Source organism: Labedella endophytica, assembly GCF_003990045.1.
GTDB lineage: Bacteria > Actinomycetota > Actinomycetes > Actinomycetales > Microbacteriaceae > Labedella > Labedella endophytica.
Genome location: NZ_RZGZ01000002.1, coordinates 53,877 through 75,558, shown reverse-complemented (window position 1 = coordinate 75,558; position 21,682 = coordinate 53,877). Strand labels below are relative to the sequence as shown.

19 protein-coding genes are annotated in these 21,682 nt (G+C 70.0%); all 19 read left to right on the top strand.

Annotated elements, in window-relative coordinates; genetic code table 11:
• Nucleotides 1-44: 44 nt before the first annotated feature.
• Nucleotides 45-302 carry a DNA-directed RNA polymerase subunit omega gene (rpoZ, locus tag ELQ94_RS03885; protein WP_127047439.1) on the top strand — a complete coding sequence of 86 codons (258 nt, stop codon included), beginning with the start codon at nt 45-47 and terminating at the stop codon, nt 300-302.
• A gap of 136 nt (nt 303-438) precedes the next feature.
• Nucleotides 439-1,632 (top strand): methionine adenosyltransferase, encoded by a 1,194-nt coding sequence (gene metK / locus ELQ94_RS03880; protein ID WP_127047437.1) that lies wholly within the window; start codon nt 439-441, stop codon nt 1,630-1,632.
• Nucleotides 1,633-1,641: 9 nt separating this feature from the next.
• Nucleotides 1,642-3,591, top strand: a complete 1,950-nt coding sequence (locus ELQ94_RS03875) for a primosomal protein N' family DNA-binding protein (RefSeq protein WP_127047435.1) — start codon at nt 1,642-1,644, stop codon at nt 3,589-3,591.
• Nucleotides 3,588-4,511, top strand: coding sequence for a methionyl-tRNA formyltransferase (gene fmt, locus ELQ94_RS03870; RefSeq protein WP_127047432.1), 924 nt, complete (start codon nt 3,588-3,590; stop codon nt 4,509-4,511). Before ELQ94_RS03875 ends, fmt begins: the two co-directional genes overlap by 4 nt.
• Nucleotides 4,508-5,908: an RsmB/NOP family class I SAM-dependent RNA methyltransferase gene (locus ELQ94_RS03865; protein ID WP_127047430.1), complete on the top strand. Its 1,401-nt coding sequence runs from the start codon at nt 4,508-4,510 to the stop codon at nt 5,906-5,908. Before fmt ends, ELQ94_RS03865 begins: the two co-directional genes overlap by 4 nt.
• 37 nt (nt 5,909-5,945) lie before the next feature.
• Nucleotides 5,946-6,608: a ribulose-phosphate 3-epimerase gene (gene rpe / locus ELQ94_RS03860; RefSeq protein ID WP_127047428.1), complete on the top strand. Its 663-nt coding sequence runs from the start codon at nt 5,946-5,948 to the stop codon at nt 6,606-6,608.
• A gap of 29 nt (nt 6,609-6,637) precedes the next feature.
• Nucleotides 6,638-6,901, top strand: coding sequence for a phosphoribosyl-ATP diphosphatase (locus ELQ94_RS03855; protein WP_106565161.1), 264 nt, complete (start codon nt 6,638-6,640; stop codon nt 6,899-6,901).
• A gap of 49 nt (nt 6,902-6,950) precedes the next feature.
• Complete coding sequence (gene hisG / locus ELQ94_RS03850; protein ID WP_127047426.1) at nt 6,951-7,790, top strand: ATP phosphoribosyltransferase; 840 nt, start codon at nt 6,951-6,953, stop codon at nt 7,788-7,790.
• Nucleotides 7,791-7,801: 11 nt separating this feature from the next.
• Complete coding sequence (gene hisF, locus ELQ94_RS03845; RefSeq protein WP_127047424.1) at nt 7,802-8,566, top strand: imidazole glycerol phosphate synthase subunit HisF; 765 nt, start codon at nt 7,802-7,804, stop codon at nt 8,564-8,566.
• Nucleotides 8,563-8,928, top strand: a complete 366-nt coding sequence (gene hisI, locus ELQ94_RS03840; RefSeq protein WP_127047422.1) for a phosphoribosyl-AMP cyclohydrolase — start codon at nt 8,563-8,565, stop codon at nt 8,926-8,928. Before hisF ends, hisI begins: the two co-directional genes overlap by 4 nt.
• A 5-nt stretch (nt 8,929-8,933) precedes the next feature.
• Nucleotides 8,934-10,451 (top strand): anthranilate synthase component I, encoded by a 1,518-nt coding sequence (locus tag ELQ94_RS03835; RefSeq protein WP_127047420.1) that lies wholly within the window; start codon nt 8,934-8,936, stop codon nt 10,449-10,451.
• Nucleotides 10,448-11,050, top strand: coding sequence for a Trp biosynthesis-associated membrane protein (locus ELQ94_RS03830; protein ID WP_127047418.1), 603 nt, complete (start codon nt 10,448-10,450; stop codon nt 11,048-11,050). The genes ELQ94_RS03835 and ELQ94_RS03830 overlap by 4 nt, the downstream gene beginning before the upstream one ends.
• A 41-nt stretch (nt 11,051-11,091) precedes the next feature.
• The gene (locus ELQ94_RS03825) at nt 11,092-11,322 is read left to right on the top strand and encodes a DUF6704 family protein (RefSeq protein ID WP_127047416.1); all 231 of its coding nucleotides are present in this window, start codon (nt 11,092-11,094) and stop codon (nt 11,320-11,322) included.
• A 4-nt stretch (nt 11,323-11,326) separates the two neighbouring features.
• Nucleotides 11,327-12,097, top strand: coding sequence for an indole-3-glycerol phosphate synthase TrpC (trpC, locus tag ELQ94_RS03820; protein ID WP_127047414.1), 771 nt, complete (start codon nt 11,327-11,329; stop codon nt 12,095-12,097).
• A gap of 4 nt (nt 12,098-12,101) precedes the next feature.
• Nucleotides 12,102-13,313: a tryptophan synthase subunit beta gene (trpB, locus tag ELQ94_RS03815; protein WP_127047412.1), complete on the top strand. Its 1,212-nt coding sequence runs from the start codon at nt 12,102-12,104 to the stop codon at nt 13,311-13,313.
• Nucleotides 13,310-14,098 carry a tryptophan synthase subunit alpha gene (trpA, locus tag ELQ94_RS03810; protein WP_127047410.1) on the top strand — a complete coding sequence of 263 codons (789 nt, stop codon included), beginning with the start codon at nt 13,310-13,312 and terminating at the stop codon, nt 14,096-14,098. The genes trpB and trpA overlap by 4 nt, the downstream gene beginning before the upstream one ends.
• A gap of 129 nt (nt 14,099-14,227) precedes the next feature.
• Complete coding sequence (gene lgt / locus ELQ94_RS03805; protein WP_243696850.1) at nt 14,228-15,175, top strand: prolipoprotein diacylglyceryl transferase; 948 nt, start codon at nt 14,228-14,230, stop codon at nt 15,173-15,175.
• 401 nt (nt 15,176-15,576) lie between these two features.
• Complete coding sequence (gltB, locus tag ELQ94_RS03800) at nt 15,577-20,151, top strand: glutamate synthase large subunit (protein WP_127047406.1); 4,575 nt, start codon at nt 15,577-15,579, stop codon at nt 20,149-20,151.
• Nucleotides 20,144-21,601 carry a glutamate synthase subunit beta gene (locus ELQ94_RS03795; RefSeq protein WP_127047404.1) on the top strand — a complete coding sequence of 486 codons (1,458 nt, stop codon included), beginning with the start codon at nt 20,144-20,146 and terminating at the stop codon, nt 21,599-21,601. Before gltB ends, ELQ94_RS03795 begins: the two co-directional genes overlap by 8 nt.
• Nucleotides 21,602-21,682 lie beyond the last annotated feature (81 nt).

The window sequence follows — 21,682 nt, the reverse complement described above, 5'->3', positions numbered from 1 at the left end:
ACGAACCCCGCCACGACCGAACGCACCAGGAGTGTGAAATAACCATGGCCGATCGCCAAAAAGGAATCATCGATCCCCCCATCGACGAACTGCTGTCGAAGGTGGACTCGAAGTACGCCCTCGTGATCTTCGCGTCGAAGCGCGCGCGTCAGATCAACGACTACTACGCGGACCTCCACGAGGGAAGCCTCTTCGACAACGTCGGGCCGCTCGTCGACTCCAACGTCGACGACAAGCCCCTCTCGATCGCCATGCGCGAGATCAACGAGGACAAGCTGACCGTCCGCCCGCTGGCGGAATAAGCACCCCCGACGAGAGGTCGGCGCCCGAGGGCGCCGGCCTTTCGTCGTCACATGCACCCCGGTGTCGGGCGTTCAGGGCAAGCTGGGAACGCCGACACGATGTCGAGCACCGAACCTTCCCCGATGGAGATCATCCATGACCGCACTCCGCCTGTTCACCTCCGAGTCCGTCACCGAGGGCCACCCGGACAAGGTCTGCGACCAGATCTCCGACAGCATCCTCGACGCGCTGCTCACGGTCGATCCGGCGAGCCGCGTCGCCGTCGAGACGCTCGTGACCACGGGGCTCGTGCAGGTGGCCGGCGAGGTGTCGACGACAGGTTACGTCGAGATCCCCCAGATCGTGCGCGACGTCGTCACGGGGATCGGCTACGACTCGTCCGAGACCGGCTTCGACGGCGCATCGTGCGGCGTCTCCGTGTCCATCGGGCAGCAGTCGCCCGACATCGCCCAGGGCGTCGACGCAGCCTTCGAGTCGCGCGAGGGATCGAGCGTCGACGCGCGCGACGCGCAGGGCGCTGGCGATCAGGGCATCATGTTCGGCTTCGCGACGAACGAGACGCCCGAGCTCATGCCGATCCCGGTCTGGATCGCCCACCGCCTCGCTGAGAAGCTCGCGTCCGTGCGCAAGAGCGGGGAGCTCGACTTCCTCCGCCCCGACGGGAAGACGCAGGCCACGATCGGCTACGAGGGCTCCACGCCGCGCTCCGTCGAGACCATCGTCCTGTCGACACAGCACGCCGCGGGCGTCTCGACGGCCGACGTGCGCGCGGCCGTGACGGAACACGTGATCCGCCCGGTCCTCGAGAGCGTCGATCTCGACACCTCGTCGACCCGCTTCCTCATCAACCCCACGGGGACGTTCGTGATCGGCGGACCCAAGGGAGACGCCGGCCTCACGGGCCGCAAGATCATCATCGACACCTACGGCGGCGCATCGCGGCACGGCGGAGGGGCGTTCAGCGGCAAGGACCCGTCGAAGGTCGACCGCTCGGCCGCTTACGCGATGCGCTGGGTCGCGAAGAATGCCGTCGCGGCGGGTCTCGCGGACCGGCTCGAGGTCCAGGTGGCGTATGCCATCGGGGCCTCGGCCCCCGTCGGCCTCTACGTCGAGACCTTCGGCACGGGCACGGTGTCGGAGGAGACGATCGCTCGGGCCATCCGTGAGGTCTTCGACCTCCGTCCCGCCGCGATCATCGAGGACCTCGATCTCCTCCGTCCCATCTACGCCCAGACCGCGGCCTACGGCCACTTCGGTCGCGAGCTGCCCGACTTCACCTGGGAGCGCACGGACCGCGTTGCGGACCTGCGGGCCGCCGCAGGACTCTAGGACCACCGCGTGACCGCCCGGGTCGCGCGGGTCGTCATCGACTCGCCGCTTCCGCAACTGGACCATCTCTTCGACTACGGGATCCCGGAGGACATGGTCGGCGTCGCACCCGGCGTGCGGGTCCGCGTTCCGTTGCGGTCGGCCGGTCGGATCGCTGATGCCTTCGTCGTCGAGGTCGCGGAGGAGTCCGAGCACGAGGGGAATCTGAGCCCCATCGAGGCGCTCGTCTCGGAGGTCCCCGTCCTCACTCCCGAGGTCTGGGCTCTGGCCCGGGCTGTCGCCGACCGGGCGGCGGGTTCCGCGAGCGACGTCCTCCGCCTCGCGGTTCCCAAGCGGCAGGTCAGGGTCGAGAAGGCGTTCGTCGCCGCGGGCTCGCCGTCGATCCGAGGGGAGGTCCCGGAGGTCGAGTCCCTCGCAGGCTACGCCGGATCCGTGCTCGACGACGGTGTCGCCTCCGGCGGTCGCTTCGCTGTCGACGCCATCCCGGCCCTCGTGCGACTCGTGGCTGGCGGCACCGTGGGGACGTGGGCGACGACGGCCGCCCGGCTCGCCGCCAACACGTCCGCCCGTGGGAAGCAATCGATCATCGCCGTCCCCGACCACCGCGATCTCGACCAGGTCGAGGCGGCGCTCATCGGTTCGGGGGTCGGGGACCTCGTCCTGCGCGTCGACGCCGCTCAGCCGTCGGCCGACCGCTATCGGGCGTTCCTCGCCTCGCTCGGTGGCGGTCCGCACATCGTCATCGGCAATCGCTCGGCACTGCTGGCCCCGGCCTCGGACCTCGGGCTCCTGCTGATCTGGGACGACGGGGACCCGCTCCACCGTGAGCCGCTCGCGCCGTACGTGCACGCGCGTGACGTCGCGCTCGTGCGGCAATCGCAGTCCGGCGCGGCCCTCGTCCTGCTCTCCCATGCGCGGAGCGTCGATGCGGAGAGACTCGTCGAGATCGACTGGCTGACCCCCGTCACACCGTCGCCGGTGATCCGGCCGCGCGTCGTCCTCGCCGAGGATCCCCCGGGCGAGGCGAGCGCGCGGATCCCCGCGACCGCGTGGAAGCTCGCCAGGGAGGCGCTCGCGACGGGGCCGGTGCTGGTCCAGGTCGCGCGCCCCGGGTACGCGCCCGTCGTCGCGTGCGGATCGTGCGGCACGGCGGCGACGTGCGCCCGTTGCCACGGACCGCTCGGCATCGCGCGTCGCGGAGCGCAGCCGCAGTGCGGCGTGTGCGGTGCGGTCGCCGCGTCCTGGACGTGCGACGTGTGCTCCGGTACCAAGCTGCGTCTCGTCTCCCGCGGGTCAGGGCGGACCGCCGAGGAACTCGGTCGCGCGTTCCCGGGCGCGCGCGTCGTGGTCGCCGACGGGGAGCACCGCGTCCTGACCGTGCCGGGGTCCCCGGCTCTCGTCGTGGCGACACGCGGGGCCGAACCCCTCGCCGACGGCGGGTACGCAGCCGTCCTCCTCCTCGACGGCGAGCGCATGCTCGCCCGCGAGTCCCTCACGATCGCCGAGGACGCGATGCGCTGGTGGTCGAATGCCGCGGCCCTCGCCGCTCCCCGCGCTCCCGTCGTCCTCGCAGGCGTGTCCGGCGCCCTCGCCCAGGCCTTCGCCGCGGGCAACCAGTCGCTCTTCGCCTCACGAGAGCTCGCGGACCGACGGGCCCTCGGATTCCCACCCGCCGTGCGCACGGCCACGATCACCGGACCCGTCGATGCGGTCGAGAGCGCCGTCGACGCCGTGTCGGGCGTGGCGGTGCGCGACGTGCTCGGTCCGATCCCCGTCGACGGCGGGGGAGTGCGATCCGTCGTACGCTTCGACTATCGGGCGGGTCCGGACATCGCGCGCGAACTGCGTTCGACCCTGATCCGCAACGCCACGACCCGCCGACGCCCCATCGCCGGTCGCCCCCAACGCGCCGCACCGTCCCTGCGGCTCCATTTCGACGACCCGGAGGTCTGGACATGAGGATCGTCTTCGCTGGAAGCCCCTCCACGGCGGTGCCGACCCTCGACGCGCTCATCGCCGCCGGCCACGAGGTGGTCGCCGTCGTGACGCGCCCCGACGCACCCGTCGGACGGCGACGCGTCCTGACGCCGTCCCCGGTCGCGGTTGCGGCCGAGGAACGGGGGCTCGCCGTCATCCGCGCGACGCGACTCGACGCTGACGCGACCGAACGCATCCTCGCGACCCGCCCGGACCTCGGCGTGATCGTCGCCTTCGGCGGATTCGTGCGCGAGCCGCTCCTGAGCGCTCCGCCGGCCGGGTGGATCAACCTCCACTTCTCCGCCCTGCCCGCGTGGCGCGGCGCGTCCCCCGTTCAGCGGTCGATCGCCCACCGCTCCGGCGCCGGGGCGACGGTGTTCCAGCTGGTCCCCGAACTCGACGCGGGACCGATGTGGACGAGGACGGAGCGGGAGCTCTCGGGCGAGGAGACGTCGGGAGAACTGCTCGCGGAGCTCGCCGTCTCGGGAGCCGCCGACGTGGTCGCGGCGATCACCGCCATCGAGTCCGGGGCCGCGCCCGTGCCACAGGACGGGGAACCGACGTTCGCCCCGAAGCTCACCGCGGCCGACGGGCGCGTGGAGTGGGCAGGGGACCGGCTCGACGTCATCGCCCACATCCGGGCGATGACGCCGGAACCGGGCGCCCACACGACGGTGGGCGATACACGGGTCAAGCTCCTCGCCGTCAGCCGGCCGGAGAGCGAACACGGGTCGCCGGCCCCCGGCCTCGTCCGAGCCACCGACGAGGGCATCATCGTGGGGACCGGCACTGGGCCCGTGCTCCTCGTCACGGTGCAACCGGCCGGCAAGCGCGAGATGGACGCAGCATCCTGGTGGCGCGGGCTCGGCGCCGGCGCCGACGGAGAGGTGGTCGCATCATGACCGATGATCGACGACGCTCACGGCCCGACGAGCGTATCCAGCCCGCTCGACTCGTCGCCTTCGACGTGATCTCCGCGGTCAGTCGCGACGACGCATACGCCAACCTGCTCCTGCCCGGAGCGATTGCGGCGGCGGGGCTCGATCGAGCGGACGCCGCCCTCGCGACCGAGCTCTGCTACGGGACGCTGCGCATGTCGGGCTACTACGACCGGATCATCGCGATCGCGGCCGGTCGCCCGGTCGGGCAGATCGACGAGACGGTTCTCGACGCTCTCCGGCTCGGCTGCCATCAGGTGATTGGCATGCGGGTCGCCGATCACGCGGCCGTCAACGAGTCGGTCGCACTCGTGCGCCGATACGGGTCACGATCCGCCGTGGGCTTCGCCAACGGTGTGCTGCGTGCGATCACGCGACGATCTCCCGACGCCTGGACGCGCGCGGTGTCGGAGGCTGCGACGAGCGCCGACGACCGCGAAGCCGCGCTCACCTCCCACCCCGAGTGGGTGCTCCGCGCCTTCCGCCGTTCGCTCGCGGCCGAGGGTCGCGAGTCGGAGCTGTCCGACCTGCTCCGCGCCGACAACGACGCCCCGGCGGTCAACTTCGCCGCTCTGCCGGGTCTCGCGAGTCGCCCGGCCGAGGCGTCGCCCAATCGGTTCTCGCCTGTCGGGTTCACGGGGGCCGGGGGAGATCCCGATGCGGTCGTGACCGCGGCCGCGGGGCGCGTCCGCGTGCAGGACGAGGGTTCGCAGCTCGTCGCGCTCGCCCTCGCGCGTGCTCGGCCCGTCGTCCCCGGCGAGACCTGGCTCGATCTGTGCGCCGGTCCCGGGGGCAAGACCGCCCTGCTCGCGGCAGAGGCTCTCGCCGCTGGTGCACACCTGACGGCGAACGAGCTCGTTCCCGCTCGGGCCGAGCTCGTGCGTCGCGCCGTCGCTCCCGTTCCCCTGGATGTGCCCGTGACCGTCCTCGACGGCACCACGGTGGGGGAGCGGCACCCGCTCGCGTTCGACCGGGTGCTGGTCGACGCACCGTGCACCGGCTTGGGGGCGCTGCGCCGGCGTCCCGAGGCACGGTGGCGCAAGCAGCCGCGCGACGTCGCCGAGCTCGCGGACCTGCAGGCGCGCCTGCTCGACTCGGCGATCGCCGCGACGCGTCCCGGTGGCCTCGTGGCCTACGTCACGTGCTCTCCGCACCTCGCGGAGACGAGGGCCGTCGTCTCGGCGGCGGTCCGCCGCTCCCGCGGACGCGTCTCGGAGCTCGACGCCGGTGCCGTCCTCCGCGGGATCGCCGGAGACGGCCTCGACCTCGGGGACGACGGTGAACGACTGAGCGCCCAGCTGTGGCCGCACCGGCACGCGACGGACGCGATGTTCATCGCCCTGCTCGCGGTGGCCGAGTGACCGTGCCGCGGGAGCCTCGCCGGTTAGGGTGGTGCTCATGACGGCCCGTATCCACCCGAGTGTCCTGTCCGCCGACTTCGTCAACATGGAGGCGGCGCTGGGCACGATCGCGACCGCTGACGCCGTGCACGTCGACGTCATGGATAACCATTTCGTCCCGAACCTGACGTTCGGACTGCAGATGGTCGAGCGCATCCAGGCCGTGTCGCCGGTTCCGCTCGACGTGCACCTCATGATCGACGACCCCGATCGATGGGCGCCCGAGTACGCGGCGACCGGCGCGGCCGGCGTGACCTTCCACGCGGAGGCCGCGGTGGACGCCGTCTTGCTCGCGCGCGAGCTGCGGTCCCGCGGAGCGAAGGCAGGGATCTCGCTCAAGCCCGGGACGCCGATCGAGACCATCGTCGACGACCTCGCCGAGTTCGACCTCGTGCTCGTCATGACGGTCGAGCCCGGTTTCGGCGGTCAGTCCTTCATGCAGGAGACGATGCCGAAGCTCGAGGCGCTCGCGCACGTCCGCGAGCGCCGCGGGCTGTCCGTCGACCTGCAGGTCGACGGCGGGATCTCCGCCGACACGATCGGTATCGCCGCCGCCGCCGGAGCCGACGTGTTCGTGGCGGGTTCGGCCGTCTTCGGCGGGGACGACCCGGCGGCCCGGATCGCGCGGCTGCGCGAGATCGCGGACGCCGCCCGCGCGTAACCCCCTCCCACGCCCGGTAGGCTGAACGGGTGAAATCCTTCGACGACCTCTTCGCTGAACTCGGTGAGAAGGCACGGTCCCGTCCCGAGGGATCGAAGACCGTGCGAGAGCTCGACGCCGGCGTACACGCCATCGGCAAGAAGATCGTCGAGGAGGCCGCCGAGGTGTGGATGGCCGCCGAGTACGAGTCGGACGAGGCCACCGCCGAGGAGATCTCGCAGCTCCTGTACCACCTCCAGGTGCTCATGCTCGCGAAGGGTCTCGACACCGCGGACGTCTATCGACATCTGTGACGCGCTGATTCCGCCGTCACCCGTTGTCCCCGACGAAAGTTCCCTCCACATGTTGCGAATCGCAGTGCCCAACAAGGGCTCGCTGGCCGAGACGGCCGCCCTCATGCTCGACGAGGCCGGCTACGCCGTCCGCAAGGACCCGAAGGTCCTCCACCTCATGGACTCCCGCAACGGCGTCGAGTTCTTCTACCTCCGTCCGCGCGACATCGCGACCTACGTCGGGTCGGGGGCCCTCGACGTCGGGATCACCGGCCGGGACCTCCTGCTCGACTCCCACAGCGAGGCCGAGGAGGTCGCCGAACTCGACTTCGCCCGCTCCACGTTCCGTTTCGCCGGTCCCACGGGATCGTTCTCCGAGCTCTCCGACCTCGCCGGTAAGCGGCTCGCGACGAGCTACCCGGGTCTCGTCGGCGACTTCCTCGCTCGCGCGGGCGTCGAGTCCACCCTCGTGAAGCTGGACGGCGCCGTCGAATCGGCTGTCCAGCTCGGGGTCGCCGACGCCGTCGCCGACGTCGTCGAGACGGGTTCCTCGCTCCGGAACGCCGGCCTCACGATCTTCGGCCCGGTGATCCTCGAATCGAGCGCCGTCCTCATCTCGTCCCCTGCATCGCCGCCCGCCCTCCCGACGCTCCTGCGCCGGCTCCAGGGCGTACTCGTGGCCCGACAGTTCGTCATCATGGACTACGACCTCCCGGCCGCGCTCATCGAGCGGGCGACCGCGATCGCGCGTGGCATCGAATCGCCGACGATCTCGCCGCTGCGCGACCCGGAATGGGTCGCCGTACGCGTGATGGTGCGCCGTGAGGACACGAACTCCGTCATGGACGAGCTGTACGAGCTCGGGGCGCGGGCTATCCTCGTGAGCGCGATCCACGCGGCGCGGTTGTAGGGAGCCCGCCGATGTCGCTCGCGATCCGTGTCATCCCGTGCCTCGACGTCGCGGACGGCCGCGTCGTCAAGGGCGTCAACTTCCAGAACCTCGCCGACGCCGGAGACCCCGTCGAGCTCGCCTCCCGCTATGCGGCTCAGGGCGCGGACGAGATCACCTTCCTCGACGTCACCGCGACGGTCGAGAGCCGCGACACGACCTACGAGGTCGTCACCGCGACGGCCGAACAGGTCTTCGTGCCGCTCACGGTCGGCGGCGGGGTCCGCTCGGCCGAGGACGTCGCGCGACTCCTCGGCTCGGGAGCGGACAAGGTCGGCGTGAACTCCGCCGCCATCCGCCGTCCCGAGCTGATCGGCGAGATCGCGGACCGCTTCGGGGCCCAGGTCGTCGTGCTCTCGCTCGACGTCACCCGGGCGGACACGACACCGTCCGGGTTCGTGGTCACGACCCACGGCGGGCGGACGCTCACCCGCATCGACGCCCTCGAGTGGGCCAGCGAGGCGATCGAGCGCGGAGCGGGCGAGCTGCTCGTGAACTCGATCGACGCCGACGGCACGAAGGACGGTTTCGACCTCGAGCTCATCACCGCGATGCGCGCCGTGAGCTCCGTCCCCGTCATCGCCTCGGGGGGAGCGGGTCGGACGGACCACTTCGCCCCCGCGATCGGCGCCGGCGCCGATGCGGTGCTCGCCGCGAGCGTCTTCCACTCGGGTCTCCTGACCATCGGCGACGTGAAGGCGGCCATGCAGGCCGAAGGAATCGGAGTGCGATCATGATCGACGTCCAACCGGTGATCGACCGCGTGCGTTTCGCGGGTGACGGTCTCGTGCCCGCGGTCATCCAGCAGTGGGACTCGCGCGAGGTCCTCATGCTCGGCTACATGGACGCGGAAGCACTGCGTCGCACCCTCACGGAGGGGCGAGTGACGTTCTGGTCGCGGTCGCGTCAGGAGTACTGGAGGAAGGGCGACACGTCGGGCCACGCCCAGTTCGTGCGCTCCGCCGCTCTCGACTGCGACGGCGACACCGTCCTCGTCCAGGTCGACCAGGTCGGTGTGGCCTGCCACACGGGCACACGCACGTGCTTCGACGCCGACGGGCTCGAGGTCGTACCGGGAGACCGGGGGGACCTCGGATGAGCGGCATGAGCGGATCGACGACGCGGGACGGATTCGACTCCCTCCTCACCAGCCACCGGGTGGTCCCGGTCATCCGGGAGCTCTTCGCCGACGGCGAGACCCCGGTGGGCATCTACCGCAAGCTGGCCCGGGACAGACCGGGCACCTTCCTCCTGGAGTCCGCTGAGCAGGGCGGGATCTGGAGCCGCTTCTCCTTCGTCGGCGTCAGCTCGTTCGGTGTGCTCACCCAGCGGGGGGACGAGGCCGTCTGGCTCGACCTCGGTCTCTCGGCCGAACGAGCGCTCGGGCACGACGCCCCGACCGAGCCGTTGCGCGCCGTGGAGGCGCTGCATTCCCGCTGGGAGACCCCGAAGATCGCCGGTCATCCGCCGCTCACGGGCGGCCTCGTCGGGTTCATCGGATGGGAGGCCATCCGCCAGATCGAGAACCTGCCCGATCGGCCCGTCGACGAGATCGGCGTCCCCGGTCAGGCGGTGAGCTTCGCGGCCGACATCGTCGTGCTCGACCACCGTCGCGGGACCGTCATGCTCATCGCCAACGTGCTCGCGGACGGTGACGACCCCGAGGGAGCCTGGGCGGACGCGCAGTCCCGACTCGATCGGATGCAGTCGGAGCTCGCCGATCCGTCGGAGGCGTGGCTCGCGAACGTCGACCTCGACCGCCGGGCCGACCCGCGGCACCGCACGGAGCGGCAGGACTTCCTCGACGCCGTAGTGGCCTCGAAGGACTACATCCGCGACGGCGACATCTTCCAGGTCGTCGTGTCGCAGCGGTTCGAGCTCGACACGCAGGCCGACGCGATCGACGTCTACCGGATCCTCCGGAGTCTCAACCCGAGCCCGTACATGTACCTCCTGAGCCTCGAGACGCCGGACGGCGAGCCTTACCACATCGTCGGTTCGTCGCCCGAGGCGCTCGTCAAGGTGCAGGACGGCCGTGTCTTCACCCACCCGATCGCGGGGTCGAAGCCGCGCGGCGCGACCCCCGAGGAGGACGCGGAGCTCGAGGCCGAGCTCGCGCACGACCCGAAGGAGCGCGCCGAGCACCTCATGCTCGTCGACCTCGCCCGCAACGACCTCCTCAAGGTGTGCAGGCCCGGCAGTGTCGAGGTGACCGAGTTCATGCGTGTGGAGCGCTTCAGTCACATCATGCACCTCGTCTCGAGCGTCGAGGGAGACCTCACCCCGGGCGCGACGAGTCTCGACGTGTTCCGCGCGACCTTCCCCGCCGGCACCCTGTCTGGCGCCCCGAAGCCGCGCGCCCTCGAGATCATCGACGAGCTCGAACCGGCTCAACGAGGCGTGTACGGGGGAGTGGTCGGCTACTTCGGCTTCTCCGGCGACGTCGATCTCGCGATCGCGATCCGCACGGCGACGATCATGAACGGCACCGCGTACGTGCAGGCCGGCGGCGGACTCGTCGCCGACTCCGATCCGGCGAGCGAGTTCCTCGAATCGCAGAACAAGGCGGCCGCTCCGCTGCGCGCCGTGGCCGTCGCCGACGCGATGCGTCGCATCCGGTGACCGGTGTGAACGCCCGTCGGCTGAAGTCGCTGTCGATCCTCGCGGTCCTGGTGATCTCGGGACTCGTGTTCCTCACGTGGACGCGCGCCTGGTTCGTGTTCTCCGTGACGGCCGGCCAGACCGCGGGCGTCGTCGTCGAGGCGACGGGCGAGACGGCGGCCCCGGCCCTCGCGGCTCTCGGCCTGGCCGGTCTCGCGGCCGGGGCCGCCCTCGGTATCGCCGGCCGTCTCTTCCGCGTCATCCTCGGTTCATTGACCGCACTCATCGGGGCGTCGGTCGTGCTCTCCGCCGCCCTCGCGCTGGCGGATCCGATCGGGTCGTCGTCCTCGGCCATCAGCACGGCCACGGGCGTCGCCGGCAGCGAGTCCGTCGCGCAAGCGGTCGAATCCGTGGAGACGTCGATCTGGCCGAGCCTCGCCATCGTCGTCGGTGTCCTGCTCGCGCTCGTGGGTGCCGCGGTCGTGCTCACGGCGGGACGGTGGCCGGGGCCGTCGCGGAAGTACGATGCCGTGCGGTTCGAACACGCCGATGACGGCGCTCCGCTCGACGCCGTGGACAGCTGGGACGAGCTCAGCCGCGGCGACGACCCCACCCGCTGAACCGGTAGACTCGCCCTACACCCCGCACACGAAGGAGACCCATGAGCGACGACTCGACCGAGCTCGGACACGGACACTCGCCCGCAGCCTGGACCGCCGTCGTGGTCATGCTCGTGGCCGTCGCTGTCGGGACGTTGTTCTTCTTCCTCGACATGCCCGTCCTCGTTTGGGCGAGCGTCGGGCTGCTCGTCGTCGGCGGTCTCCTCGGACTGATCATGTCCAAGGCCGGATACGGCGCCTACGGCGACAAGTCCGTCTCGAAGGGGCACTGACCGGATGCTGGCCGAACTCACGGCCGGCGCCGCGGAGGACGCTCTCGCTCGTCGGGAGGCCGTCTCGCTCGCCACGGTCGAGGCCGACGCCCTCGCAGCCCCTCCCGCGCTCGACGCCCTCGCGGCGTTGTCCCGCGCGGATCGCGTCAAGATCATCGCCGAGGTCAAGCGCGCGAGCCCGTCTCGCGGTCACCTCGCGGAGATCACCGATCCCGCAGCCCTCGCCGCCGACTACGAGCTCGGGGGAGCGAGCGCGATCAGCGTGCTCACCGAGGGTCGTCGTTTCAAGGGATCGCTCGACGATCTGAGGGCGGTCCGTGCACGCGTCGACCTGCCGGTGCTCCGCAAGGACTTCATCTCGCAGCCCTACCAGGTGTTCGAGGCTCGGGCCGCACGAGCGGACCTCGTGCTCCTGATCGTCGCGGCACTCGACGACCGCACCCTTGCCGAGCTGTTCGCGCTGTCGACCGAGCTCGGAATGACCACGCTCGTCGAGACCCACAGCGGCGACGAGCTCTCCCGCGCCCTCGACCTCGGCGCGCGACTCGTGGGTGTCAACGCGCGGGACCTCAGCACCTTCGAACTCGACAAGACCCTCTTCGCCCGACTGGCCCCGACGATCCCCGACGACGTCGTGAAGGTGGCGGAGTCCGCGGTGGCCGTTCCGGCGGACGTCGCGGCGTACCGCGAGGCCGGGGCCGACGTCGTCCTCATCGGCGAGGCGCTCGTGACCAATCATCCTGTTTCCACTCTCGAATCCTTCCTGGCGGTGTGACCCTGTGGCTCTACGCGACGAGACCGGTCCGTACTTCGGCGATTTCGGCGGACGCTACGTCCCCGAATCCCTGATCGAGGCGCTCGACGAGCTCTCGGTGGCGTGGGAGGCCGCGAAGGTCGACCCCGCGTTCCACACGGAGCTCGACGGGCTCCTGACGAACTACGTCGGTCGTCCCTCCGTCATCACCGAGGTCGAACGCTTCGCCGCGCACGCCGGCGGCGCGCGCATCCTGTTGAAGCGCGAAGACCTCAACCACACGGGCTCCCACAAGATCAACAACGTCCTGGGCCAGGCGCTCCTGACGAAGCGGATCGGCAAGACGCGCGTCATCGCCGAGACCGGCGCCGGCCAGCACGGGGTGGCGACGGCGACGGCCGCTGCCCTCTTCGGCCTCGACTGCGTCGTCTACATGGGTGAGGTCGACACCGAGCGGCAGGCGCTCAACGTGGCGCGGATGCGCCTCCTCGGTGCCGAGGTGATCCCCGTCACGACCGGGTCGCGCACCCTCAAGGACGCGATCAACGACGCCATGCGCGACTGGGTGACCAACGTCGAGTCCACGAACTACATCTTCGGAACGGTCGCCGGCCCCCACCCGTTCCCCGCGATGGTGCGCGACCTCCAGAAGATCATCGGCGAGGAATCGCGCGAGCAGGTTCTCGCTCTGACGGGTCGGCTCCCCGACGCCGTCGCGGCGTGTGTCGGTGGCGGGTCGAACGCGATGGGGATCTTCCACGCGTTCCTCGACGACACCGAGGTGGGTCTGTACGGCTTCGAGGCGGCTGGCGACGGCGTCGACACGCCCCGCCACGCGGCGACGATCTCGCGCGGTCGACCGGGAGTCCTCCACGGCGCCCGCACCTTCCTCCTCCAGGACGAGGACGGCCAGACGGTCGAGTCGCACTCGATCTCCGCCGGGCTCGACTACCCGGGCGTCGGTCCCGAGCACTCCTGGCTCTCGAGCATCGGGCGCGCCGAGTACCGCGGTGTCACGGATGCTGCGGCCATGGACGCGCTCCGTCTCCTCAGCCGTACCGAGGGCATCATCCCGGCCATCGAGTCGGCTCACGCCCTCGCCGGCGTGCTCGAGCTCGGTCGCGAGCTGGGCCCCGATTCGGTCATCCTCGTGAACCTCTCCGGTCGCGGAGACAAGGACATGGAGACGGCCGGCCGGTACTTCGACCTCATCGACGCCGGGGCGGAGCAGGCATGAGCGCCGTCTCCGACGTCATCCGCACGCGCGTCGATGCCGGCTCCGGTGCCCTCGTCGGATACCTGCCCGTCGGGTTCCCCACGTTCGAGGAGTCGGTCGACGCCGCCGTCGCGATCGCACAGAGCGGTGTCGACGTCATCGAGCTCGGTCTGCCCTACTCGGACCCCGTCATGGACGGACCCGTCATCCAGAAGGCGACGCAGCAGGCCCTCGCCCGCGGCTTCCGCCTGAGCCACGGCTTCGAGGCGGTCCGGCGCATCACCGAGCAGGTCCAGACGCCCGTGCTGCTGATGACCTATTGGAATCCCGTTCTGTCCTACGGCGTCGAGCGTTTCGCCGACGACCTCGTGTCGGCCGGCGGGGCGGGGCTCATCACCCCGGACCTCATCCCGGACGAAGGAGAGGAATGGCTCGTCGCGTCGGAGCGGACCGGTCTCGACCGAGTGTTCCTCGCCGCACCGTCCTCGTCCGATGCGCGGTTGAAGCGCGCGGTCGAGGTCAGTCGCGGATTCGTCTACGCCGTCTCGACCATGGGCATCACGGGAGCCCGCTCGGACGTGGACTCGGCAGCCCGTGGGCTCGTCGCCCGGCTCCGTGACGCGGGTGTGGAGAACACGTGCGTCGGTCTCGGCATCTCCACAGCGCAGCAGGTGCGTGAAGTGCTCGAGTACGCCGACGGCGCCATCGTCGGTTCCGCCCTCGTGACGGCGCTCTCCACGGGCGGTGTCGAGGCGGTAGCACGTGTGGCCGCCGACCTCGCGACCGGGACCTCCGCTCCCGCCTAGACCCCCTCCGCGGCGGCTCACGACGAGCCCGCCCGGCCGACTACACTGGCCCTTCGGACGGACGACTCCGTTCCGACGTGTGAAAGGTGCGTATCCGACGTGTTCCCCGCGAGCATTCCCAGTCCCGATGTGAGCAGTATCACGCTCGGGCCGTTCACGATCCACTTCTACGCACTGTGGATCCTCCTCGGCATCGTCGTGGCCGCGGCGCTCACGTCGCGACGGCTCACGGCACGCGGGGCCGAGCCCGGGGTGATCTTCGACTTCCTCCTGTGGACCGTGCCGCTCGGCATCATCGGGGCGCGTATCTTCCACGTCCTCACCCACCCGAACGACTACTTCTTCGAGGGCGCCGAGCTCTGGAAGGTCATCGCGATCTGGGAGGGCGGCATCGCGATCTTCGGTTCGCTCCTCGGTGGTGCCGTCGGTGCGTGGCTCGCGAGCAAGCAGACCGGTGTCCGTTTCTGGACCTTCGCCGACGCTCTCGCTCCCGGCATGCTTCTGGCACAGGCCTTCGGGCGGCTCGGCAACTACTTCAACCACGAGCTGTTCGGCCAGCCCACGACGCTCCCGTGGGGCCTCGAGATCGAGCCGAGCAACCCGGCGTGGCCCCTCGGTCTGCCGGATGGGACCCTCTTCCACCCGACCTTCCTCTACGAGATCATCTGGAATCTCGTCGGGGTCGCCGTGATCTTCGGTCTCGAACGCCGTTTCCGCCTCCAGTGGGGCCGCGTCTTCAGCATCTACCTCATCTGGTACGGCCTCGGCCGCATCGTATGGGAGTCGATCCGCATCGACCCGAGCGAGATCATCCTCGGCCTGCGGGTCAACGTCTGGGCCGCGATCGGCGCCGTGGCGCTCGGCATCATCATCAACGTCGTCCAGCGCCGCCGCCACGTCGGGAAGGAACCGTCTGCGTACCTGCCCGGCCGGGAGTGGGTCGACCCCGACGTCCCGTCGGGCGCCCTCGTGGACACGAGCGACCCGGACGCCCCGGCCGAGGACGAGACCGACGTCAACGACAGACTCAGCGCGGCCGGATCCACCGGCTCGACCGGCGCCTCGACACGCGCCTGACGCACGCGTCCGCCTCGGGTGGAGCACGCCCGGCGCTGGGGTAGACTCGTGCTCGCGGTGTCGACACCGTCGCGACGACGATGACGACGTCACGGCCGTCGCCACCGCATCACACGAGCCACAGCGTCCGATCGACACAATCCGTCGGGCGTGGGGCACCGGAGCGACACTCGCTGGGGCGACAAGCACCAGAATCGCGAACCGGCCATCACCACCGCGGAGACCAACGACCTGTCCGAGAACGACCGGTCGGGACGTCCTCGGGGCAGCCGGAACCACCGCGAATCGATCGACCCGCCGCCGCGGGCGACGGACCGGACCATCGGGGCCCAGCCCCGCGACCTGCAGCAGGGCCACCGTCGTCCCTCACTCTCCTTGACCTCGTGAGGACGGTATTCTCCATGGCTCCACGCCCTCCGTATTCCCAGTTCAGCCTCGTGCCAGAGGCCCAGGGTCTCTACAACCCGGCCGCCGAACGCGATGCGTGCGGTCTCGCCATGGTGGCGACCCTGCGCGGTACCGCAGGTCACGACATCATCGACGGAGCGCTCGACGCGCTGCGCAACCTCGAGCACCGGGGTGCGATCGGCTCGGACGCTGGCACCGGCGACGGTGCCGGCATCCTCACGCAGATACCCGACGAGTTCCTCCGCGCGGTCGCCGGCTTCGACCTGCCGGACGCCGGACAGTACGCCGTGGGTATGGCGTTCCTCCCGACGGACGACGATGAGCGCGCGTCGCTCAAGGCCCGCATCGCCGAGATCGCCGAGGACGAGAGTCTGCGGGTCATCGGATGGCGCGACGTGCCGACGGAGCCGGACAACCTCGGGAAGCTCGCGCGAGCGGCGATGCCGTCGTTCGAGCAGCTCTTCGTCGCGAGCGAGCTCACGGACGACGAGGGAGCGCCCCTCGCGGGCATCGCCCTCGACCGTCAGACCTTCCGCCTGCGTAAGCGCGCCGAGCGCACGCTCGGCGCCTACTTCATCTCGCTCTCGAGCAGGACCCTCGTCTACAAGGGCATGGTCACGACGCTCCAGCTCGAGCCGTTCTACCCCGACCTCTCCGACGAGCGCTTCGCGTCGAAGCTCGCGATCGTGCACTCCCGGTACTCCACCAACACGTTCCCGTCCTGGCCGCTCGCACAGCCGCTGCGCATGATGGCCCACAACGGCGAGATCAACACCGTCGAGGGCAACCGCAACTGGATGCGTGCGCGGCAGTCGCAGCTCGAGTCCGAGCTCATCGGCGACATCGACCCGCTGCTCCCGATCATCACGCCGGGGGCGAGCGACTCGGCCTCCTTCGACGAGGTGCTCGAGCTGCTCACCCTCACGGGACGCTCGCTGCCCCACGCCATGATGATGATGGTTCCCGAGGCCTGGGAGAAGCAGCCGGGCATCCCGAAGAGCCGGCGTGACTTCTACGAGTTCAACTCGCTCCAGATGGAGCCGTGGGACGGCCCCGCCGCCCTCACCTTCACCGACGGGACGCTCGTCGGGGCGACCCTCGACCGCAACGGGCTCCGTCCCGGCCGCTGGCTCGAGACGCACGACGGTTTCGTCGTCGTCGGGAGCGAGACCGGTGTGCTCGACATCGACCCGGCGCGCGTCAAGCGCAAGGGCCGCTTGCGCCCCGGCCGCATGTTCCTCGTCGACACCGAGGCTCAGCGCATCATCGAGGACGACGAGATCAAGGACTCTCTCGCGGCGTCCCAGCCGTGGGGCGAGTGGCTCGATGCCGGCCGCATCAGCCTCGCCGACCTCCCGGAGCGGGAGCACATCGTACACACGCCCGCGTCCGTCTCTCGCCGCCAGCGCACGTTCGGCTACACGCAGGAGGAGGTCCGCATCCTCCTCATGCCGATGGGCCAGAACGGTGCGGAGCCCCTCGGCGCGATGGGCTCGGACACCCCGATCGCCGTGCTGTCGAAGCGGCCGCGGCTGCTCTTCGACTACTTCGTGCAGCAGTTCGCGCAGGTCACGAACCCGCCGCTCGACTCCATCAGGGAAGAGGTCGTCACCTCGCTGTCGTCCGGACTCGGCCCGGAGCGCAATCTCCTGTCCTGGGGACCGGAGCACGCGAAGCAGGTCATCCTCGACTTCCCCGTCATCGACAACGACGAGCTCGCGAAGATCCAGCACATCGATCCGCGTCCGGGCAAGCGCACGACCACGACGGTCCGCGGCCTCTACCGGGTCGACGACGGGCCCGAGGCGATGCAGGAGCGCATCGCCGAGATGTGCGCAGAGGTCGACGGAGCCATCGCGGCGGGAAGCGAGTTCATCGTCTTGAGCGACCGCGACTCCACGAAGGAGCTCGCCCCGATCCCGTCCCTCCTCATGCTCGCCGCGGTGCAGCACCACCTCATCCGCGAGCAGAACCGCATGAAGGTCGGTCTCGTCGTCGAAGCAGGCGACGTCCGCGAGGTCCACCACGTGGCCCTGCTCATCGGGTACGGCGCCTCGGCGGTCAACCCGTACCTCGCGATGGAGTCGTGCGAGGACCTCGTCCGCGCGGGCATGATCGCGGGTCTCACGCCCGAGAAGGCCGTCAAGAACCTGATCTACGCGCTCGGCAAGGGCGTGCTCAAGATCATGTCGAAGATGGGCATCTCGACGGTGTCCTCATACGCCGGTGCGCAGGCGTTCGAGGCGGTCGGCCTCAGCCAGTCCTTCGTCGACACGTATTTCACCGGCACCGAGTCGAAGCTCGGCGGTGTCGGCATGGATGTGATCGCCCGCGAGAACGCGGAGCGCCACCGCGCCGCGTATCCCGAGGACCCGGCGGCGGTGGCTCACGAACGCCTTGCGAGCGGCGGGGAATACCAGTGGCGCCGCGACGGTCAGCCGCACCTCTTCAACCCTGACACGGTCTTCCGTCTGCAGCACTCGACGCGGACGCGACGCTACGACGTGTTCCGGGAGTACACCGCCATGGTCGACGGACAGGCTGAGGAGCTCATGACGCTCCGCGGCATGTTCGCCCTCAAGAAGGGCGCGCGACCGTCGATCCCGCTCGACGACGTCGAGCCGATCGAGGCGATCGTGAAGCGATTCTCCACGGGCGCGATGAGCTACGGCTCCATCTCGCAGGAGGCGCACGAGACACTCGCGATCGCGATGAACCGTCTCGGAGCGAAGTCAAACACGGGGGAGGGCGGCGAGGACGTCGACCGGCTCCTCGACCCGGAACGCCGCAGCAGCATCAAGCAGGTGGCCTCCGGCCGCTTCGGTGTGACGAGCATGTACCTCACGCACGCCGACGACATCCAGATCAAGCTCGCGCAGGGTGCCAAGCCCGGCGAGGGTGGTCAGCTCCCGCCGGCGAAGGTGTACCCGTGGGTCGCCCGGACGCGCCACGCGACGCCCGGTGTCGGACTCATCTCGCCGCCTCCGCACCACGACATCTACTCGATCGAGGACCTCAAGCAGCTGATCTTCGATCTCAAGCGCGCGAATCCGAAGGCCCGCATCCACACGAAGCTCGTGAGCCAGTCGGGCATCGGCGCGGTCGCGGCCGGCGTGGCGAAGGCGCTCTCCGACGTCATCCTCGTCTCCGGCCACGACGGCGGCACGGGAGCGAGCCCCCTCAACTCCCTGAAGCACGCGGGCACCCCCTGGGAGCTCGGTCTCGCGGAGACCCAGCAGACGCTCATGCTCAACGGCATGCGCGACCGGGTGGTCGTGCAGGTCGACGGGCAGCTCAAGACCGGTCGCGACGTGATCATCGGCGCGCTCCTCGGCGCCGAGGAGTTCGGTTTCGCGACGGCGCCGCTCGTCGTGTCCGGCTGCATCATGATGCGGGTGTGCCACCTCGACACGTGCCCGGTGGGCGTCGCGACCCAGAACCCGGAGCTCCGTGCCCGTTTCAACGGCAAGCCAGAGTTCATCGTCAACTTCTTCGAGTTCATCGCGCAGGAGGTGCGTGAGTACCTCGCCGAGCTCGGCTTCCGGTCCCTCGACGAGGCGATCGGCCACAACGAGGTCCTCGACGTCGACCGCGCGGTCGACCACTGGAAGGCGTCGGGTCTCGACCTCGCCCCGATCCTCGTCGGTCCGGACTTCGCCGAGGACGAGCCGCGCCTCCACGCGCGCGACCAGGACCACGAGCTCGATGACCACTTCGACGTGCGGCTGATCCACGACAGCCGCGACGTGCTCGAGCACGGCGGTTCCGTCTCGATCGAGCTTCCCGTGCGGAACACCGCTCGCGCGGTCGGCACCATGCTCGGCCACGAAGTGACGGTGAGGCACGGGGAGCACGGACTCCCGGCCGGTTCCATCGACGTGACGCTGCACGGCAGCGCCGGTCAGTCGTTCGGCGCGTTCCTCCCGAGCGGCATCACGCTGCGCCTCGAGGGCGACTCGAACGACTACGTCGGCAAGGGCCTCTCCGGCGGCCAGATCGTGATCCGACCGGCGCGGGGCAGCGGCTTCGTCGCCGAGGAGAACGTGATCGCCGGCAACGTCATCGGCTACGGGGCCACTCAGGGTTCGATGTTCCTGCGTGGAATCGTCGGCGAGCGCTTCCTCGTCCGCAACTCGGGCGTCACGGCCGTCGTCGAGGGCGTCGGCGACCACGCGCTCGAGTACATGACGGGTGGACTCGCCCTGATCCTGGGCGGCACGGGGCGCAACCTCGGTGCCGGGATGTCGGGCGGCACCGCTTACGTCTACGAACTCGACGACGAACGGGTGAACACCCAGTCGCTGCAGTCGGGGGAACTCTCGCTCCTTCCGCTGGACTCGGCGGACGTCGAGATCGTGACGGACCTGCTCGAGCGGCATGAGGCCGAGACCGGTTCCACCCTCGCGGCACGGCTCCTCGCCGATCCGTCGACGATGGAACGGTTCGTGAAAGTACTGCCTCGCGATTTCGCGGCCGTCCTCGAGACGCGTCGCGTGGCGATCGATGAGGGACTCGACCCCGACGGCGACGTCGTGTGGCGACGGATTCTGGAGGTGACCGGTGGCTGATCCCAAGGGTTTCTTGAAGGTACGGGAGCGTGAGCTGCCGCCGCGGCGGCCGGTACCCGTGCGCATCATGGACTGGAAAGAGGTCTACGAACAGGGCGATCCGTCGCAAGTGCGTCGTCAGGCCGGTCGTTGCATGGACTGCGGCATCCCGTTCTGCCACCAGGGCTGCCCGCTCGGCAACCTGATCCCCGAGTGGAACGACCTCATGTGGCGCGGCGAGGGCCGACAGGCCATCGAGCGGCTGCACGCGACGAACAACTTCCCCGAGTTCACGGGGCGGCTCTGCCCGGCGCCGTGCGAGGCATCGTGCGTTCTCGGGATCAACCAGCCAGCGGTCACGATCAAGCAGGTCGAGGTCTCGATCATCGATCAGGCGTTCCAGAACGGTTGGGTGGACTCCCACCCGCCGGAGCGCCTGACGGGCAAGACCGTGGCCGTCGTCGGCTCCGGTCCCGCCGGTCTCGCCGCCGCTCAGCAGCTCACGCGCGCCGGACACACGGTGGCCGTCTACGAGCGTGACGACCGCATCGGCGGCCTTCTCCGATACGGCATCCCCGACTTCAAGATGGAGAAGCGGCACCTCGATCAGCGTCTGCGTCAGATGCAGGACGAGGGAACGCGTTTCCGCGCCGGCGTCACGATCGGCGTCGACATCTCGTGGTCGGACCTCCGCGCACGGTACGACGCGGTCGTGGTCGCCACGGGCGCTCTCGTCCCGCGGGATCTCCCCATTCCGGGGCGGGATCTCAAGGGCGTGCACTACGCGATGGACTACCTCGTGCAGGCCAACAAGGTGGGAGCGGGCGATTCCGTCCCGTCCCAGATCGTCGCGGAGGACAAGCACGTCGTCGTCCTCGGCGGCGGTGACACCGGGGCCGACTGCATCGGCACGGCCCACCGCCAGTCGGCCGCATCCGTCACGAACCTGGCCATCGGACGCCAGCCTGCGAGCGAGCGCCCCGAGGCGCAGCCCTGGCCGATGACGCCGACACTCTTCGAGGTCGCGAGCGCCCACGAGGAGGGTGGAGCACGTGAGTACCTCGTGTCGACCGTCGAGTTCGTAGGCAACGACGCGGGCGAGGTCGTCGCGCTCCGCGTGGCGGAGACCGAGTTCATCGACGGCAAGCGCGTGCCGAAGAGCGGAACGGAGCGCGAGATCCCCGCGGACCTCGTGCTGCTGGCGCTCGGATTCACGGGCCCCGAGTCGGAGGACCTGTCCAGCCAGCTCCGTGTGCCCTTCGACGATCGCGGCAACGTGCGTCGGGACGGCGAGTACCAGACGAGCGAACCCGGCGTCTTCGTCGCCGGCGACGCTGGTCGTGGTCAGTCGCTCATCGTCTGGGCGATCGCCGAGGGCCGGGCAGCCGCCTCGGCCGTCGACCGGTACCTCGAGGGCGAGACGAGCCTGCCCTTCCCTGTGCGTCCGACGGACCGCCCCATCAGCCTCTAGACTTCCGCAAGGAGAGGCCGAACGGCCGCTCCGTCCCGCCATCCACGCGCTCACGAGCGCAGGAACATGGAGAAGACCAAC